This window comes from Acinetobacter sp. F-1 (assembly GCF_022869025.1).
In the GTDB taxonomy this organism is placed as follows: Bacteria; Pseudomonadota; Gammaproteobacteria; order Pseudomonadales; family Moraxellaceae; genus Acinetobacter; species Acinetobacter pseudolwoffii.
The window spans coordinates 144043-162139 of sequence record NZ_JAJKFX010000007.1 but is presented as its reverse complement, the minus strand read 5'-3'; the positions used below and the strand labels follow the sequence as shown (position 1 = coordinate 162139).

16 protein-coding genes and 1 pseudogene are annotated in these 18097 nt (G+C 42.5%); 5 read left to right on the top strand and 12 right to left on the bottom strand.

Features of this window, described 5'->3' with window-relative positions; genetic code table 11:
• The 3 genes and pseudogenes from LOZ91_RS08785 to LOZ91_RS08775 all read right to left on the bottom strand — a co-directional run.
• A pseudogene (locus LOZ91_RS08785) lies at positions 1 to 157 on the bottom strand (pyridoxamine 5'-phosphate oxidase family protein); the annotation flags it as partial.
• A gap of 161 nt (positions 158 to 318) precedes the next feature.
• The gene (locus LOZ91_RS08780) at positions 319 to 756 is read right to left on the bottom strand and encodes a hypothetical protein (protein ID WP_005097007.1); all 438 of its coding nucleotides are present in this window, start codon (positions 754 to 756) and stop codon (positions 319 to 321) included.
• A 168-nt stretch (positions 757 to 924) separates the two neighbouring features.
• Positions 925 to 2481, bottom strand: a complete 1557-nt coding sequence (locus LOZ91_RS08775) for a phospholipase D family protein (protein ID WP_100328581.1) — start codon at positions 2479 to 2481, stop codon at positions 925 to 927.
• A gap of 120 nt (positions 2482 to 2601) precedes the next feature.
• Between LOZ91_RS08775 and LOZ91_RS08770 the strand changes: the two genes are divergently transcribed.
• The 4 genes from LOZ91_RS08770 to LOZ91_RS08755 all read left to right on the top strand — a co-directional run bounded on the left by LOZ91_RS08770 (position 2602) and on the right by LOZ91_RS08755 (position 7472).
• Positions 2602 to 3714, top strand: a complete 1113-nt coding sequence (locus tag LOZ91_RS08770; RefSeq protein WP_159515735.1) for an S-(hydroxymethyl)glutathione dehydrogenase/class III alcohol dehydrogenase — start codon at positions 2602 to 2604, stop codon at positions 3712 to 3714.
• Between the two features lie 210 nt (positions 3715 to 3924).
• The gene (locus LOZ91_RS08765; RefSeq protein ID WP_005097004.1) at positions 3925 to 4455 is read left to right on the top strand and encodes a hypothetical protein; all 531 of its coding nucleotides are present in this window, start codon (positions 3925 to 3927) and stop codon (positions 4453 to 4455) included.
• Between the two features lie 519 nt (positions 4456 to 4974).
• Positions 4975 to 6024 (top strand): 3-deoxy-7-phosphoheptulonate synthase, encoded by a 1050-nt coding sequence (locus LOZ91_RS08760; protein WP_244783048.1) that lies wholly within the window; start codon positions 4975 to 4977, stop codon positions 6022 to 6024.
• A 251-nt stretch (positions 6025 to 6275) separates the two neighbouring features.
• Positions 6276 to 7472: a PilT/PilU family type 4a pilus ATPase gene (locus tag LOZ91_RS08755; RefSeq protein WP_180049338.1), complete on the top strand. Its 1197-nt coding sequence runs from the start codon at positions 6276 to 6278 to the stop codon at positions 7470 to 7472.
• Positions 7473 to 7527: 55 nt separating this feature from the next.
• Here the strand turns inward: LOZ91_RS08755 and LOZ91_RS08750 are convergent, their stop codons facing one another.
• The 5 genes from LOZ91_RS08750 to LOZ91_RS08730 form a co-directional block, all read right to left on the bottom strand.
• Positions 7528 to 8712, bottom strand: a complete 1185-nt coding sequence (locus LOZ91_RS08750) for an MFS transporter (protein WP_074382740.1) — start codon at positions 8710 to 8712, stop codon at positions 7528 to 7530.
• 241 nt (positions 8713 to 8953) lie between these two features.
• Positions 8954 to 9328, bottom strand: coding sequence for a glycine cleavage system protein GcvH (gene gcvH, locus LOZ91_RS08745; protein ID WP_005097000.1), 375 nt, complete (start codon positions 9326 to 9328; stop codon positions 8954 to 8956).
• A gap of 82 nt (positions 9329 to 9410) precedes the next feature.
• Positions 9411 to 10439, bottom strand: a complete 1029-nt coding sequence (locus tag LOZ91_RS08740; protein WP_100354802.1) for an AraC family transcriptional regulator — start codon at positions 10437 to 10439, stop codon at positions 9411 to 9413.
• A gap of 151 nt (positions 10440 to 10590) precedes the next feature.
• On the bottom strand, positions 10591 to 11040 hold the full coding sequence (locus LOZ91_RS08735) for a MaoC/PaaZ C-terminal domain-containing protein (RefSeq protein WP_005096996.1): 450 nt from the start codon (positions 11038 to 11040) through the stop codon (positions 10591 to 10593).
• Complete coding sequence (locus LOZ91_RS08730; RefSeq protein ID WP_005096995.1) at positions 11040 to 12893, bottom strand: ABC transporter ATP-binding protein; 1854 nt, start codon at positions 12891 to 12893, stop codon at positions 11040 to 11042. Before LOZ91_RS08730 ends, LOZ91_RS08735 begins: the two co-directional genes overlap by 1 nt.
• 207 nt (positions 12894 to 13100) lie before the next feature.
• Between LOZ91_RS08730 and LOZ91_RS08725 the strand changes: the two genes are divergently transcribed.
• Positions 13101 to 13757 carry a hypothetical protein gene (locus LOZ91_RS08725; protein WP_244783047.1) on the top strand — a complete coding sequence of 219 codons (657 nt, stop codon included), beginning with the start codon at positions 13101 to 13103 and terminating at the stop codon, positions 13755 to 13757.
• Positions 13758 to 13889: 132 nt separating this feature from the next.
• On the opposite strand, the gene LOZ91_RS08720 is transcribed toward LOZ91_RS08725, so the two are convergent.
• The 4 genes from LOZ91_RS08720 to sstT form a co-directional block, all read right to left on the bottom strand.
• A complete protein-coding gene (locus tag LOZ91_RS08720; RefSeq protein ID WP_005096993.1) occupies positions 13890 to 15128 on the bottom strand; it encodes a mechanosensitive ion channel domain-containing protein in 1239 nt (412 codons plus the stop codon).
• 187 nt (positions 15129 to 15315) lie between these two features.
• Positions 15316 to 15852: a DUF2058 domain-containing protein gene (locus LOZ91_RS08715; protein WP_005096992.1), complete on the bottom strand. Its 537-nt coding sequence runs from the start codon at positions 15850 to 15852 to the stop codon at positions 15316 to 15318.
• A gap of 15 nt (positions 15853 to 15867) precedes the next feature.
• Positions 15868 to 16542, bottom strand: a complete 675-nt coding sequence (locus LOZ91_RS08710; protein WP_005170772.1) for a YoaK family protein — start codon at positions 16540 to 16542, stop codon at positions 15868 to 15870.
• 42 nt (positions 16543 to 16584) lie between these two features.
• On the bottom strand, positions 16585 to 17781 hold the full coding sequence (gene sstT / locus LOZ91_RS08705; protein ID WP_159515738.1) for a serine/threonine transporter SstT: 1197 nt from the start codon (positions 17779 to 17781) through the stop codon (positions 16585 to 16587).
• Positions 17782 to 18097 lie beyond the last annotated feature (316 nt).

Genomic DNA, 18097 nt, shown 5'->3' with positions numbered 1-18097 from the left:
CACCCGCACTGGTCTTTTTGTTGAGAAATATGGTTCCAATCGGAGTAATACTAGGAAAACCTTTGCAATTGACTGTTGCAATAGAGCAATGCATGGCAGCCCGTTGTGCATCAGCGACCACTTGGCGTATCTGATGCCATTCATTATCAGAAATCATGTCTTGATTCTCTTATTATTTTTTATAAATTTTATAACAACTTACTTAGCTTGGCATTGTCTGAAAAAATTGAAGATAGGGCAATTTAATCAATCTAAAATGCTATTTACATCATAAAAAAAGAGCCACATGAGCTCTTTAAAAAATAGAAAACTCGGCGATTAACCATCATATTCCACATAGTCCCACAGGTTTAAACGGGTTTTAATTTCCTGACGGATCTCTGGCAACATCGGCAATAACGTCCCATCAATCCATAAACTGAGCGCCTGTGCAGAGAGCAATTGCTGTTGTTCATCGACTAGTTGTGCGCCTTTTAAGATCACGCAGGTTTCTTCAAGCGCTTCAGTTTCGACACCTTTGAATAATACCTGTAAATCATGACCGCTATCGTGAATCAACCACTCTAACTCGAGCTGTATATTTTCACTGGATTTTAGAACAACTTGACCCTGAATAATATCGGATTCAGACAGACAATCATGTTCTACCCGAATTTTGGCCAAATACCATTCTTGCTGAGATAAATCATGGAGAGTTTTTACAGGCGTCAGAATATCACTGAATTTAAACTGACGGCTTAAATCAAAAAATTGCATGGGAGTAGAGGGCGAAAAAATCGCAAAATATTGGAAAAGTTGAATTTTAAAGCAAGGCTAATCGCCTGTAAAACCCTTTAAGCGATGATAGCGCCAGATGACTTGACGCTACCATGCCCGGAAAATAGATTCTGTACGTTGTGTAACACCAAAGTCATTACAATGTCATTACATTAGCCATTCCCCGGGGAATTTTGTCACCAGATTCATCATAAAACGCTGAAATTTTGTGGTTTCAGGGTCATGTACATGCTGAATAGTACGGCCATCTTTTTGATGCTCTAACCAGATTATTTCATCTTTTTCATTTAGTTTGAGCTGATAGGCCACGCGCGGTAAAAATTGATTCATCGCATTAGAGATTTCCTTTTGAAAATCTTCCGATTTAACCACCAAACCGACTTCGGTGTTCAGATAAGCTGAACGCGGATCAAAATTAAATGAACCCACAAACACCATACCATCCAGATCAAAAAATTTGGCATGTAGACTCGAACTGTTTTTATTTTTGGCCGGGATGATGTCACCAGTCATAATTTCATACCAAGTCCGTTCTGGCCGGACTATATACGGTTTAAACTCCCAGAGTTCGATGCCATTTTTCAAGAGCTGCTGACGATATTGCTGATAATAAGCATGTACCACAGCTACATCATTGGCCTGAAAAGAATTGGTCAGGATTCTAATTTTGACACCCTGTTGTGCACGCATACTTAAATAATCTGTGCCTTTTTGTGTGGGAATAAAATACGAGGAGACCAGTTCCAGATGATTTTTCGGCTCGCCCATCAGTTCAAGCATATGGGTGTAAATATAATCGCCATTTTTTGCATGAGGACGTGCTTTTGCGGGTGTATCCGCGACAAAATAAGCCTGTGCCCAGTAAATGGGTTGTTTCTTTAAGTGCTCTGCAACTTGTTTTTCGGCAATGCCTACTCGGCGTTTTAATTCAGTTTCATCCACTTCTTCGCGCGCAAAATCAGCTCTTAGCCTTTTTAACATTTCCGGATGACCTGAATCATTCAGAATCTGCCGAACATCATAACTCAGCTTATCATTCCAGAAATTGATGAAGGTCTGATTGGCATTTTCGACGGGTTGACCTGCAAAGAAAATATCGACATCGGTAAACTGGAAATTTTCGCTGGCATCAAAGTATTCACTGCTGATATTACGGCCACCAGTGACAGCTGCGGTACCGTCTGCAATGATCAGTTTATTGTGCATGCGATGATTAATCTGTTTCATTCTAAAGCCATAATCCAGCGCACGTAAATGACGGAATTTATAAGGATTAAAAATCCGCACTTCAAAGTTTGGGTGTTGGCTTAAGGCCAGCAGTTTATCATCAAGCTGGGTGCCATTTTGGTCATCAATCTGCACTCGCACCTTGACACCACGATCTGCGGCTTTTAACAGCTGGGCCAGCATTATGTTGCCGATAAAATCATCCTTCCAGATGTAATATTGCAGATCCAGATGATATTGGGCTTTATTGATCAGGTGCAAACGTGCGGCCATACTCATAAAACCATCATAGAGCGGTAAAAAAGCGGTTTTTCCTTCATTCATCTGCTGTTTTGAAATTTGATTATCAATCCAGTGCGCAGGTCGAACCGGCGTGATTTCTGCTTGTTCAGCAGTATTTGCAGCCAGTTCGCAGCCAGAAAGAATCATGCTCAAAGTTAAAATGTTCAAACAAACAAAAGGTGAAGGGTTAGTCATTGATGTTCCATTAATTATAGGATTTTTTATTCCTTATCTTCTGATGTTAATAGTTGAATCTCCGAATAGAAAGAGGTTACTGTTAGTCATCTGTAAATCAGCAAAAAAGGATAGTTTTACATGAAATCACGTGCAGCGGTTGCGTTTGGTCCAGGTCAGCCCTTAAAGATCGTGGAAGTAGATGTTGCTCCACCTAAAGCAGGTGAAGTATTGGTAAAAATTAGCCATACCGGAGTGTGTCATACCGATGCATTCACGTTGTCTGGTGAAGATCCTGAAGGCGTATTTCCGGCGATTTTAGGCCATGAAGGCGCAGGTGTGGTGGTCGAAGTTGGTGAAGGTGTCACCAGTCTGAAACCGGGCGATCACGTAATTCCGCTTTATACTGCTGAATGTGGCGAATGCTTGTTCTGTCAATCTGGCAAAACCAACTTGTGTGTGGCTGTGCGTGCAACTCAAGGTAAGGGTGTCATGCCGGATGGAACCACACGTTTTTCTTATAATGGTGAGCCGATTTATCATTATATGGGCTGCTCAACCTTTTCTGAATATACAGTGGTTGCTGAAGTTTCCCTGGCAAAAATCAATCCTGAAGCCAATCATGAGCATGTGTGTCTGCTCGGCTGTGGCGTAACCACTGGTATTGGTGCGGTGCATAACACGGCCAAAGTCCAAGAAGGCGACAGTGTTGCAGTATTCGGTTTAGGCGGTATCGGTCTGGCTGTGGTACAAGGTGCACGTCAGGCCAAAGCAGGTCGTATTATTGTGGTAGATACCAATCCGGATAAATTTGAACTGGCAAAACAGTTTGGTGCCACAGATTTCTTAAATCCAAAAGAATTTGATCAGCCAATCCAGCAGGTAATTGTAGAAATGACGGGTTGGGGCGTAGACCATTCATTTGAATGTATCGGTAATGTTGATGTAATGCGTTCAGCGCTTGAATGTGCGCACCGTGGCTGGGGTCAGTCGGTGATTATTGGAGTCGCTGGAGCAGGTAAAGAAATTTCCACCCGTCCATTCCAGTTAGTCACAGGCCGTAAATGGATGGGGACTGCATTTGGTGGAGTGAAGGGTCGTTCACAATTACCAGGCATGGTAGAACAATCTATGAAAGGTGAAATTCAACTTGAACCTTTTGTGACGCATACCATGCCGCTTGAACAGATCAATGATGCTTTTGACCTGATGCATGAAGGCAAATCAATTCGTACCGTTATTCATTTTGAATAAGTGAGCGTTTGATTTTGAAAAGACTGGTTTAATACCGGTCTTTTTTATGCGCGTTTCACTTAATTCAGGATACATTAGTGCATGAAAGCGTCACAGAGAATCACTTAAACAACACAAGCCTGCTAATGTCATTACATTCGAGATGCTTATATTAAATAGAGCGTATCAAAATACGTGATTAAACCATTTTAAAAAATAAGGATAAGCGCTATGTCGAATGATAATTTTGATCGTGATGTAATAAAAAACTCTCCTAAAGATGTGCGTGATGATTTAAATGCCGATCCAATTACCGGTGAACCGGGCGCACACCCTGTTGGTACAGGTGTAGGCGCTGCAGGTGGCGCAGCGGCAGGTGTAGCCATTGGTGCAGCAGGTGGCCCTGTAGGTGCAGCTGTGGGTGGGGTTGTTGGTGCAGTGGTCGGCGGTCTGGCAGGTAAGGGTGTCGGCGAAGCAATGAACCCAACAGAAGAACAAGCTTATTGGCGTGATAATTCCATTAATACACCATACTATTCAGAGGCTCGTACCACCTATAGCGATCTGGATTATGACCGTGATTATGATACGGCGTATCGGGTCGGTTATGAAAACCGCGGCAGCTATGATGCCAATACCCGTTTTGAAGATGTTGAACCTGAGCTTAGAGTAAAATGGGAACAGATGAAGGGCCAATCGCGTTTAAACTGGGAACAGGCGAAATATGCGGTACGTGATGCCTGGAATCGCGTTACACACTAATTTTTAATCTGTGTATTGAAACAAGTTTGATTGGCAAGACCTATATTAAATTTACAGGTTTTGCCAATTTTATCGATATTCAACACTATTCAGTAAATTGATAAATAAAAGTAGAAAAGTTAATAAATATTTTTTTATATTTAATGCTTGTCAAATGCGCAGAGACCGCGTATTTTAATTTTAGATTCACATTTTATGAAAGACATAACATGTTAAAGCAACCTATCATTTCAAACGCATATTTTTATTTCTGGCAGTTTAGATAATTGCCTGAATGCGTTTGGGCAATGAACAGGTTGCCCACCAGTTTATACCTGATCGGCAACCCTGATCAGGTTTTTTTATGCTTATCATTTTTACAAAACTTTGGAGACAGCCATGACAAACTTTAACTATTCATATTTTAACAACTTTTATTGGTCTTACTTTAGTCAGCTCATGACACTCTCGACCTCGTTAATTAGACCCATAACGCTCAAATAAAAGTTTGGACTGATTGCCAGTCCCAGGATTAAAGTCATGAATACCTTAAATACATCACAACAACATCACGCTGAATCCATTTTAACTTTACCTCAGCAACTGAAACAGCAATTGCCCCTGTCTGCGCAATTGGCTCATCAAGTCGCTGAACAACGTCAAACCATTCAAAATATATTAGAAGGCAAGGATCATCGATTAATGGTGGTTACAGGCCCGTGTTCCATTCATGACGAAGCCTCGGCTTTAGAATATGCAGAAAAATTAAAACAGCTACAAGCTCAGGTGTCTGATCAAATTTTTCTGGTCATGCGTGCTTATATCGAAAAACCACGCACGACCGTGGGCTGGAAAGGTTTTCTTTACGATCCGAACCTCGATGGTTCTTCCAATATGCAATTGGGCCTGGAAAAATCCCGTGCTTTATACCTTAAAATTATTGAAATGGGCTTGCCAATTGCATCTGAAATTTTAAGCCCGATGGCAACTGCTTATTTTGATGATCTACTGGCGTGGGGTGCCATTGGTGCACGCACCAGTGAATCGCAAATTCACCGTGAAATCTCAAGTCACATGCCCTACAGCATCGGTTTCAAAAACGGCACTGACGGTTCAATCCAGATTGCTCTGGATGCAATCCAGTCTGCCTCTCATCCGCATCAATTCCTGGGCATGAGTCAGTCCGGTTTACCCTGTATTTTAAACTCTCAGGGCAATCCTAAAGCACATTTGATTTTACGTGGCTCAAACAGTGGGCCGAATTACCAGTGCTCAGAAATCGAGAAAATCAAAGCGAAATACTCAGCAGAATTGCCAGCACTGGTGATTGACTGTAGTCATGGCAACAGTGCGAAAAATCCAATGCTGCAAGCTAAAGTGCTGGAGCAAATCGTCGCAGAACGCCTGCAGACCAATGTTCGCGGCGTGATGCTGGAAAGTCATCTGGTGGATGGCAACCAGAAAATTTCTGCAGAGATGGTGTATGGTCAGTCAGTTACTGATGGATGTCTGGGCTGGGCAAAAACTGAACAGTTGTTGCTTGGCATTGCTCAGCATTTATCGCTTCGCTGTCTAAAACGCAGTGCATAAAGCTTTAAAAGCACTTTCTCTGAACAGGTTTGGTGAAAGTGCTTTTTATTTTAGAAGCTTAAAGTGCTTCCCAGTAAATTGACTTAACATGAAATACATCACACAAATAAGGTGATAAATTTTATAAAATAAATAAAATCTGTTTGTGTCCTCTTATAAATCCCTACACAATTAAAAGATAATATATCCATTTGAATATATAACCTTTTTTTCAATAATTTAATGTCATGGCAGGTTGTTTGGGGATCTTGATGTTTGCAACAGAGCTCTTAGAAGAAGCACGAAAATTCATGCACCACATGCTGACCAAAGTGGTCGAATATGGTGGTTCAGATTTATTTATTACCGCCGACTTTCCACCGAGTATTAAACATCAGGGTTTAATGAAGCCTTTTGGACAGCAAGAACTGACGGCTGAAAAAACCAAGCTGTTTGCCTATAGCCTGATGAATCAAAAGCAGCGCAAGGAATTTGAAACAGAACTGGAGTGCAACTTTGCTATCACTGTGCCGGGTGTTTCGCGTTTTCGGGTTAACGTGTTCCAGCAACAACTGAATGTTGGTATGGTGATTCGTACTATTACCGCAGAAATTCCAAATTTCCAGAAGCTCAAACTTCCTGATTCACTTAAACATGTGATTATGGAGAAACGTGGTCTGGTGCTGGTGGTCGGGGGAACCGGCTCAGGAAAGTCAACCTCGCTCGCGGCGATGATTGACTACCGCAATGAAAATTCAGCCGGGCATATTATTACCGTGGAAGATCCGGTGGAGTATGTACATAAACATAAAAAATCCATGATTACGCATCGTGAAGTCGGTGTGGACTGTCATTCCTGGCACAATGCGCTGAAAAATACCTTGCGTCAGGCACCCGATGTGATTCTGATCGGGGAAATTCGTGATACTGAAACCATGGAACATGCGATTGCTTTTGCCGAAACCGGGCATCTTTGTCTGGGAACTTTGCACTCCAACAATGCCAATCAGACTTTAGACCGGATTATTAACTTCTTCCCGGAAGAACGCCGCAATCAGTTATTGATGGATTTATCCTCGAATATGAAGGCGATTATTTCCCAGCGTCTGATTCGGACGCAGGATGGTAAAGGCCGTCGTGCAGCGATTGAAATCATGTTAAATACACCATTGATTTCCGACCTGATTTTGAAAGGTGAGTTTCATGAGCTGAAAGCGATTATGGCAAAATCCCGTGAATTGGGGATGCAAACCTTTGACCAGGCCTTATTTGAATTGTATAACCAGGGCGAAATTTCTTATGAGGAAGCGTTACGCAATGCCGACTCCACCAATGAATTACGCTTACAGATCAAGCTGAAAAGTAATCGTCAGGATAATGCAGCAGTCGGAGAAAGTACGCAGTTTTCTATGCTACAAGAACCAAAACCTGAAGAAAAATCAGCAGAAAATCAAAATGTAGCTGAATAAAGAGTGTCTTGAAGCACAATCAAAACAGGTAGATTTGAATTCTGCCTGTTTTGGGTTAGCTATTTTTGACTGCTTTAGCCTGAACCACCAGATGAAAATATCCCATACTACTTAGGGTCAAGACAGCACAAATCACAAAAGCAGTTTGATAACTATAAGCGGCAATGATAGCACCGATCAGGACTGAGCCAATGGCAATACCCAGATCATAGCAGGTATAAAAAGTCGAAGTTGCGTAGCCAATCCGGTGTTTTGGTGCACGTTGAATGGCTAAGGTTTGAATGCACGGTTGCACACTACCAAAACCGACTCCGACCAGAACCGCAGCCAGCATAAATCCCCATAAAGTCTGAATCTGGCTCAGTAAAAACAGACCTAGACTAAAAGCCAGCAGTGCCGGATAAATCACGTATTGTGGACCTTTGCGGTCATAAATTTTTCCAGTGATCGGACGCAGGCTCATCATGGAAATTGCAAATACCACAAAGAATAAACCGGCATAGGCCATTAAATCCTTACTGGCTGCAAATGGCGCGATAAAAGACATGATGCTGGCATAAGAAAAGGAAATCAGCATGGCAAGTCCTGCCACAGGCAGTGCTTTCTTTTCGACAAAATCAGTCAGCCCTAGTGATGTTTTCTTGTCGGTGTGGTCGATCATTTTTTCAGGCTCTTTGACCGGAATCAGTAAACAGAAGATAAAGCCGATAAAAACCAAAGCGATCAACAAGGTGCTGACCTGAAAATAAGACCAGTATTCAATTAAACTCAGACCAATTAAAGGCCCCAGGACAATTCCCAGATTGACAGACATGACAAAATAACCCATGCCTTCGCCTTTACGCTGTTCTGGAATAAACTGGTTGACCACCGGCACACAGGCTGTGGTCAGAATACTAAACCAGATGCCATGCAAGAAACGGATGATAAACAGAATCGTGAGCTGATCAGCGAGCAGGTAAGCTAAGGAAAAAAGACTGAAAAATATTTCTGAGACAATTAAAGTTTTGCGTATGCCAAATTTTTCGATAATTAAGCCACTAAAAGGACGTACTGCAATGGCAGAGACCATAAATAAGGTCATGGCCAGACCAGCTTGGGTCAGATTACCACCTAATTCTTTTAAGATATAAATCGGCAAAATTGTGGTTTGCGCAAAATAGAAAATAAATAAAAACAGGTTGTTGGCCAGACACAGTACAAATGACTTGGTCCATAACGGCGCTACAATGGCATTCATGATTATCCTAAAATGATGGGTGATGAGACGCTGGTCTTAGAATGGAAAATTATTGTTATAAATAAGTGTGGCATATTCAGGAGTGCAGCGCGCCCTGTTCAGTACTTTAGGAAATATACGTGAAAAATACAATAATATTTTAATATGAATATATGTAATTGAAGCCGATTGGGAAAGCTGAACAATATCTATGGCGTAAAAAAAATCAGCCCGCAGGCTGATTTTCTAAATATAAGCGGGTTTATAGGCCAGCTTCATATGCTGTATTGGAAAGCAGGTGTTCAACATCTGACATATTGTCTGGTTTGATTTTATAGATCCACCCTTTGCCATAGGGATCGTCATTAATAAAATCAGGATCATCTTCAAGATCAGGATTGATTTCAACGACAATACCAGAAACAGGTGCATGAATATCAGACGCAGTTTTGACCGATTCAACTACACCGGCTTGCTGACCCGCAGTGATGTGTGAATCAAGATCTGGTGCTTCTACATAGACCAAATCACCTAATGCATCCTGTGCATGGTCGGAAATACCGGTCACAACAAGATCACCCTCAATGCGTACCCATTCATGCGTACTTGCGTACTTTAATTCTGAAGGATGATTCATTGATAACTCCTTAAAAATCTTTAGATCATTTTTGACATGTTTTATACATTCTTTTTGGCCAAAACAAAAGGCTTATGACCCTTTATAAATAAGGATCTTTGCGCCAGTTGCTCGGGCTGCGACCACTCCAGCGTTTAAATGCCCGGCTAAAATTGGCGACATCACTATAACCAAGTTCATCAGCAATCTGTTCCAAGCTAAAGTCGGTCCGGGACAATAACGACGTCGCATGCCGGTAGCGTACTTCATCGACCAGCGTAGAAAAAGAGGTACCTTCAGCCGCCAGCTGACGTTTTAGGGTGCGGTCGGACATATGCAGACGATCTGCCACACTTTCAATACTCAGATAATGCTGCTCGGAATGGGTCAGAATATCACGGACCCGCATCGCAATCCGGTGGCGTTCCCCCAAGGCCGAGAGTTCAGTTTCACACTGGTTAATTGCAATCTGGCTGGCAATCGGGTCGGCATGTACCAACTTGTTCATCAGGTAGCTCTTATCAAAGCTCAAGATCAAATGCGGCTGTTCAAAGCGAAACTGATGATGTGGAAATTTGGCCATAAAGCGTTCAAAGCCTTCCGGTTTTTTGAAATCAAAATCGATTTCTCCAGCGGCATAATCAATTCCGGTAATGGCCTTGGCCATACTGATCATGCCAAAAATCAGTGCAATCGAGATTTCGGTGCGTAAGGGCTCTAACTGAATATCGGTTTGCAACTGGACTGTGGCTTTGGCACCAAAGGTCGAAAAGAATAGCTGTAAAAAGGGCATACGCAGCTGGATGAAACGGTTGGCCAGTACTAATGCATCGGTAATATCCTTGGCCGTCATGATTGCATAGCCAATAAAACCATGAATAGAAATCCGCATCTGGGTACCCAGATGATAACCAAGTGTCGGTTCACCGCTCAGCTTGAGGGCATGTTTGACCAGTTCATTGGCCACAGGTGTCGGGATGCGAAAATCAGGATCCGCCAGCTGCTCCGTACTCAGGCCAAAGGGCTTGAACAACGATTCGTCATTATATCCCCAGCGGGAAATGACATCGAGCAGCAAAAGAGCGTATACACCTGGAATTCCATGATCTTGGCGTGGAGCAATTGTTTTCATGCGCGATCCGTTGCACTCACTTAAATTTTTTTATTTATGGTCTGATATTGGCATGAAACTGCCATTTTTTTCATTAAAATTGTTGGACAAAGTTTTGGCTATTGCCACAATCATTGTGGCAGATTAGCCTGAATTTCGCCTAAAAATCAATTTAAACCGGAGAAAATCCTCGTTTAAATACCACAATTTTAGTGGTTGAACTAAAAATCATTTTATGATGCTGGTCAAATGCCTGCGTCTGGTAGCTAACGATCCCACGATCAGTTTTGCTTCTGGAGGGCTGAATATCCATGATTTCGACTTCGACGTGAATTTCATCCCCGGGGCGGGTCGGACAAGGCCAACGCAGATGCGACTCTGAACCAATGAGCCCATAAGCCACAGGAAAACATTCAGTCCACAAGCGCATAACCACTGCCGCAGTATGCCAGCCACTGGCGGCAATTCCCTGAAATACCGGATGGGCTGCAGCTTGCTGTTCATCAGTATGAAAGACTTGTGGGTCATAAGCCCGGGCAAAATTTTGAATTTCTTCCAGTCCCATATGATATTTACGGCTGCTAAAGCGGTCAGCGATGTTCAAATCTTCCAAATACAGCATTATTCACGATCCTTCGTTGCTTTGATCTGTTGTTGTATCAGTAATCCGCCCGTTTGACGCTGCCAAAGCTGGGCGTAGATTCCATTTAATGCTACCAGTTCATCATGGGTACCTTGCTCGGCAATTTTGCCTTGATCCATTACAATCAGGCGATCCATCTGGGCAATTGTCGATAAACGATGCGCAATGGCAATTACGGTTTTGCCTTGCATCAGATCATCGAGGCTGTTTTGAATGGCCGCTTCGACTTCAGAATCCAGCGCACTGGTGGCTTCATCCAGAATCAAAATGGGTGCATCTTTTAGAAATACCCGTGCGATTGCAACACGTTGACGTTGACCACCAGAAAGTTTTACACCACGCTCACCGACATAAGCCTCATAGCCTCTTTTGCCGCGTAAGTCGGTCAGATGAGGAATAAACTCTTCTGCTTTGGCTTTACGTACCGCTTCATACATCTCTTGATCGGTTGCATCAGGACGACCATATTTGATGTTCTCTGCAACGGTACGATGCAGCAGCGAAGTGTCTTGAGTCACTAAAGCAATGTTCTTACGCAAACTGTCCTGCGTCACATCTTCAATGTTCTGCCCATCGATTAAAATACGACCTTGGTCAAGATGATAAAAATGCAGCAATAACTGAATCAGGGTCGATTTACCTGCGCCTGAACGTCCCACAATCCCGATTTTTTCACCCGGGCGAATGGTCAGGTTAAACTGGTCAATGACATTTTTATCATTATAGGCAAAGCTGACATTGTCGAATTTAATTTCACCATGCTGAAGCTGTAGCTCTTTGGCATTGGGTTTATCTTCAATGGCAATCTTGCGGCCTAAAGTTTTCATACCATCCTGAATGGTCCCGACATTTTCAAACAGGGCAGAGGTCTGCCACATCATAAACTCGGCAATACTGTTCAGTTTGAGTATCATGGCCGTGGTGGCTGCAATAATGCCCAATTCGGCCTGTCCTTCCATCCATAGCCAGATGGCCGTACCCAACACACCGCCATAGAGAATAATGCTCAGAAATAAAATACTGATTTCATACTGAGCCCCCAGACGCATCTGTTTGTAAACCGTGACCATAAATTCCTGCATGGAGGTTTTAGCATACTGGCTTTCCCGGCCAGCATGGGCAAACAGCTTGACAGTCTGGATATTGGTATAGGCATCGGTGACACGGCCGGTCATGACGGCACGCGCATCGGCCTGTGACTTGGAAATCTTGCTTAAACGCGGAATAAAGTACCAGGCCGCACAGATAAATAGCAGTAGCCACACCATCAAAGGGATAACTAAATAGGGAGAAATATTGCCTAAAACGATATTGATGGTGACGAAATAAATCAGCACATAGGCCAGCATATCTCCCAAAATGACCCAGAATTCCCGGATGGCCAGCGCCGTTTGCATGACTTTGGCAGATAAACGTCCGGCAAAATCATTATGGAAAAAATCCAGACTTTGTTTCATCAGTAAATTATGAAAGCGCCAGCGTAACCGCATCGGAAAGTTGCTATACAAAATCTGGTGCTTGATCAGGGATTGGGCACTGGCAAAGAAAATATTGGCCAGCAGGATAATGCTCAGCAAGGTTAGGTTGCTGGCATGTTGTTCCAGAAAAGTATCTGGCTGGCTTTTGCTGAGCCAATTTACCAGATCGCCAATTTTTGAGTAGAGTAAGGCTTCAAAGCTGGCAGCACCGGCCGTACACAGCACCAGAATCAGCAAATAACGGCGCACACCGTAGGCTGCCTGCCAGACAAATGGAAAAAACTTGGTCGGTAAAGGTTGATTCAGGTTTTTGGTGGGATAGGGATCAACCAGTCTTTCAAGCCATCGAAACATTATCGTACTCTTATCATGCATTTTGCTTTGTAGTGATTATAAAGGATTGAATTTTTTTAAGCCTAGGATTAGATGAAATAGCCACAAAATTATTATCCAAATCAGACTTTACTTTTCATGCCAGATACGTAATTCTAAATCCATAATTATATTAAAGTTTAAACCATTTTTCCTCATAAAAAGAATCAAAAACGAGAGAGCTTAAAGATGAGTATTTGGGTAGTGGCCAGCCGTAAACGAGGCTCAGGAAAAACCACGATTGCGATGTATATCAATGAGTTATTACGTGTGCAAGGCGCGACCTTGCTAATTGATGCCAATCTGGAACCGTATGGTTATGAATGGGCAAATCTGAAAAATAAACAATTTTCTTTCGAGCATCTGGATATCTTAAAACAAGATGGTCGTAGTCTGGATCATCGTCTGGAACTACTGAAACAGCAGTTCGCCTATATTATTGTTGATATTGACGGGCAGGATACATCTGCCTTGCGTTCAGTCCTGAAACATGCAGATAAGCTGATTATTCCCAGTTCCATCAATCCAGAAGATATTCAACTTGAAACCGAACTGGTGCAATTGGCGATTGGGATCGCACAATATAATACTCAATTAAAAATTTATACGGTATTGAATAAGATTCCTGAACAGCAGCAACTTGCAGAAATGAAACAGACACAGCACCTGCTCAAGCATATGCCCGGTGCACAGTTTCTGAACACGGTGATTTATGAGCATCAAAGCTATCATCATTTATTACTAAACGGCGAAAGGATCTGTGAAGAGCAGTTTGACTCAGAACATGATTTTTATAAAATGCTACAAGAACTGATGCAGCCGCAAGCGTCTGTAATCTCAGCCTGAGCATCTCAATATCCAATCTAATATTTGTTTAAGTTGTCGTTTTTTATATTTTTATTTAATTAGACCAATTAAAAAGCCTGAAACTGTAGCCAGTTTCAGGCTTTTATTTTATTTGAAGATTGTCGCAGCTTTTCAGGAAACGCTAAAAGATTCCTTGAGGTCGAAACCTGAAGGTGCCTGATACACTTTTAGGCCAAATTCAGGAATAATCGCCAACAGGTGATCCAGAATATCCGACTGGATATTTTCATACTCGACCCAGACCGTGGTATTGGTAAATGCATAAATTTCCAGAGGCAAACCTTCACTGGTCGGTTGTAACTGACGAACCATCAGCGAGTGATTTTTACTAATTCCCGGATGCTGTTGCAGATAAAACTCCACATAGGCACGGAAAGTCCCCAGATTGGTCAGACGGCGCTGGTTATATTGCGAATGATGGCTGAGCTGCAAGTTAAATTGCTGCAGTTCTTCAGTTTTGGTATTTAGATATTGATCCAGCAGAATAAATTCTTTCAGCTTGTTCTGTTCCTCAGCTGACATGAAATGCACGCTGCTCTGATCGACATGAATGGAACGTTTAATCCGGCGCGCACCGGCTTCCTGCATGCCACGCCAGTTTTTAAAGGTATCCGTCACCAGTTTATTGGTCGGAATGGTGGTGACTGTTTTATCAAAGTTCTGCACGGTAATAGTGTGTAATGACATATCAATGACATCGCCGTCCGCATTTAAAGATGGCATTTCAATCCAGTCACCAATACGCACCATGTCATAAGAGGAAATCTGTACCGAAGCCACCAGCGATAGGATGGTATTTTGGAACACCAGCATCAGTACCGCAGCCATGGCACCAAAACCGGCCAGCAAGGTAAAGACATCTTTCTTGAGGAAAGTCCCCAGAATCATCAAACCACAAACGATGAAGATGATCAGCTTGACCAGTTGCAAATAGCCTTTAATCGGCTTGTTACGCGATTTCGGATTGCGCTGATAAATCAGGTTAAAAATATTCAGCAATTCGCCAATCGCCAGGGCAATGGTCAGGAAGATAAAGGCCTGCGCACCCATCTGGATAAAGGTCTCGACCTTGTCTGATAAATGCGGAACGGTGGTAATTCCATTCATAATCACAATGGCCGGCACAATATTGGCAATACGGCGGATCACGCTATGCTCAGCAATGATTTCATTATGTGCAAAAGGCATTTTGGAAATCAGTTTACGAATTCCGCGAACAACGACTTGTTTGGCAAATAAATTTGCAATAATTGCCAGTAAAATCACAATGCTCAATGAAGAGAGCATTTCTAGCCAGGGATATTGATCTGCCCACACTTGTATATTCTGGACAAGCTTAAACTGTTCCAACTTATCTTTTCTCACACTGTTAAAATTGTGAAAGAGTTTATAGCTTTAAGCTGAGTTTTTTAATTTTAATTAAACTTTTAATACATATCTTTGGAAAGTGTTTACCTGAAATAGCTTTTAGACTGTGATCTGATATAAAAAAACCGGCCTAAGCCGGTTTAGTATGATATCAAATACTAATAATAACTTACCACATCAGGTCATCCGGAATGACATAGGCTGCATACGGATCTTCTTCATCGGTAATTTGTTCATTTTTCTCTGAATTATTCACAATGATAAAGCCTTGCATCTTGGCATTAATACGATCTCCCAAAGCCTTAGGCAAGAACACATAACTGTCATTTTCACGTGCAATCACCAGACTGCCTGCCACCAGTGCATTATAGATCTGCTGGTTCAGGTAAACCTTCTTGATCTTGCTGTCATCAATAAACTGATACACCGCATCACCATCCGTATCGCGGATTTTGTGCTGGTTAATCATCTGGATGATCGCGGCTTTCAGTTCTTTTTCCTGTAAGGCCGCTTTTTTCTCTAACTCGATGGCTTGGTCTTTGGCCAGTTTCTGCTGCTTGTCTTGCTCAATCTTCGCCTTGATTTCAGCCTCGGTGCTATCACCGGTGCGTTTTTCATGCACAGCCTGTTTAGACAGTTTTTTGGCTTTTTTATTATCGACCAAACCTGCCTTTAACAATTGTGCCTGCAATGCATTTTTAACCATGAGAATGTCCAGAAATTAATCGTGTTGATGTCGATAACGTAAATAAATCACCCAGTAAATCAGACTGAGCATCAGGCTCAGCCCTGCCGGGATCAGGAATGCATTTAATTTTAAATAAGGATAAAGCCAGCTGGCAAGAATACCACCGCTTAAAAAACCGAGCAAAATAAGTAAATGTAAAACGACTCGGCGTGGTTCTACATCTAAGCCGCGTAAACGGTAACCCATGGCCAAGCCAAGGTCGGTCAGTACACCAGATAAATGCGTGGTGCGAATAATGGCACCTTTATAATGGCTGACCATGGCATTTTGCAGACCCATCGCGACACAGGCCCATAACAGGGCATAGCGCGGGAAATATGGCAATAATAACCAGCAGATCAGAATAAAAAAAGCCACCAGGCTTAAAGGGTAACCATAAAGTCGTCCCAAGCGAAAGTGACTATTTCCTAGAATCAGCCCGCTATACAGAGAACCAATGACATAGCAGAGTGTGACCAGAAGCAGATATAGCATCATGTCTGGCTGCCAGTCCAGCAGCGCCATGGCCAGCATACTGACATTACCGGTCATATGTGAAACAGACTGGTGTAATACCGTCACCAGACCCAGGACGTTAATCATGCCGGCATTCACCGCAAGAAAGAACGCCCCTAATTGTATCCAGGTAGGTAAACGCTGTAATGGCATAATAACATCATTGGCAAAAAATATTGATTATTCAATATAAAATCAATTTGATGCGCGGTCTACTGCTGTGGTAAATAAAACATCCGTAGACGAGTTTAAAGCAGTTTCAGTAGAATCCTGCAATACACTGATTACCATACCAATCGCGACCACTTGCATAGCGATATCCGAAGAAATACCGAACAGACCACAGGCCACAGGAATTAACAATAATGAACCACCGGCCACACCTGAAGCACCACATGCCGAGATGCTTGCTACTACGGAAAGAATCAGCATGGTGGTGAAATCTACGCTAATGCCCAAGGTATTTACCGTTGCCAGTGACAATACGGTAATGGTGACCGATGCCCCAGCCATATTGATCGCAGCACCGAGAGGAATTGCGATACTTGCGGTCGATTCTTTGACGCCTAGACGTTTTGCCAGATCCAGATTGACGGGAATGTTGGCGGCCGAACTACGGGTAAAGAAGGCGGTAATGCCACTTTCACGCAAGCAGGTAAAGACGAGTGGATAGGGGTTGTGACGCGTCACTAAAGCCACCAACATCGGGTTAATTACCAGTGCAACAAAAGCCATCGTACCTAATAGTACCGCAAGTAAATGTGCATAACTGGTCAGCGTATCCAGACCGGATTCAGCAAAAGTCACCGCAACCAGACCAAAAATACCCACAGGCGCAAAACTGATCACTAAACGAATCACATAATTAACCGCAAAGGCGGCATCATTCAAAAGGGTCTTGGTGGTATCCGATGCATGACGGAAGGCGATGCCCAATGCCACAGACCAGGCCAGAACGCCAATGAAATTTGCTTCAGCAATGGCAACGACCGGGTTGGCGACAAAGCTAAGCAGCAGATTCTTCAGGATTTCTACCAGACTGCCAGGTGGCTGTAAGTCCGCTTGCGCAGCAATATCCAGAAACAGCGTACTTGGAAATAACATACTCGAAACGACAGCACTGAGTGCAGCAAGGAACATACCTACCGCATACATCATCATAATCGGTTTAATGGCGGTGTTGGATTGCCCCACTTTAAAATTTGCGATAGAAGCTAAAACTAAAATGAAAACCAGAATCGGTGCAACAGATTTCAAGGCTTTAATAAACAGGTCACCCAATAGGCTTAATGAGGGAGTAGCTTCGGGAAATACCACAGCCACACCTACACCTAAAATAATGGCGATGATGATTCGAGAGACTAGGCTCATACGCATAAGGGCAGAAAACATAAGATTGCCTTGTGAAAATTACGAGGGCTAAATTTGGGAAAAAGTTGCGCTATTTTATACTTAATTTAAACAAGGCTTGAAATATATTTTTATATAAAAAACAAGTTATTGATATAATTGATTTATTCTAAAATTAATCAATATAAAAGAATGCTTTTATTTAAGAAAACAATCTAAAGATGATGAATAAATCATCTCTTTTAAAGTTATATTCATGAAATAAATATCAAAGTTAAATCGATAAATTCAAATTATATTTGAAAATTTAAAAAAGTTTGGCGTCATGACCGGTTTGAATCTCCGGCCATAAGTTTAA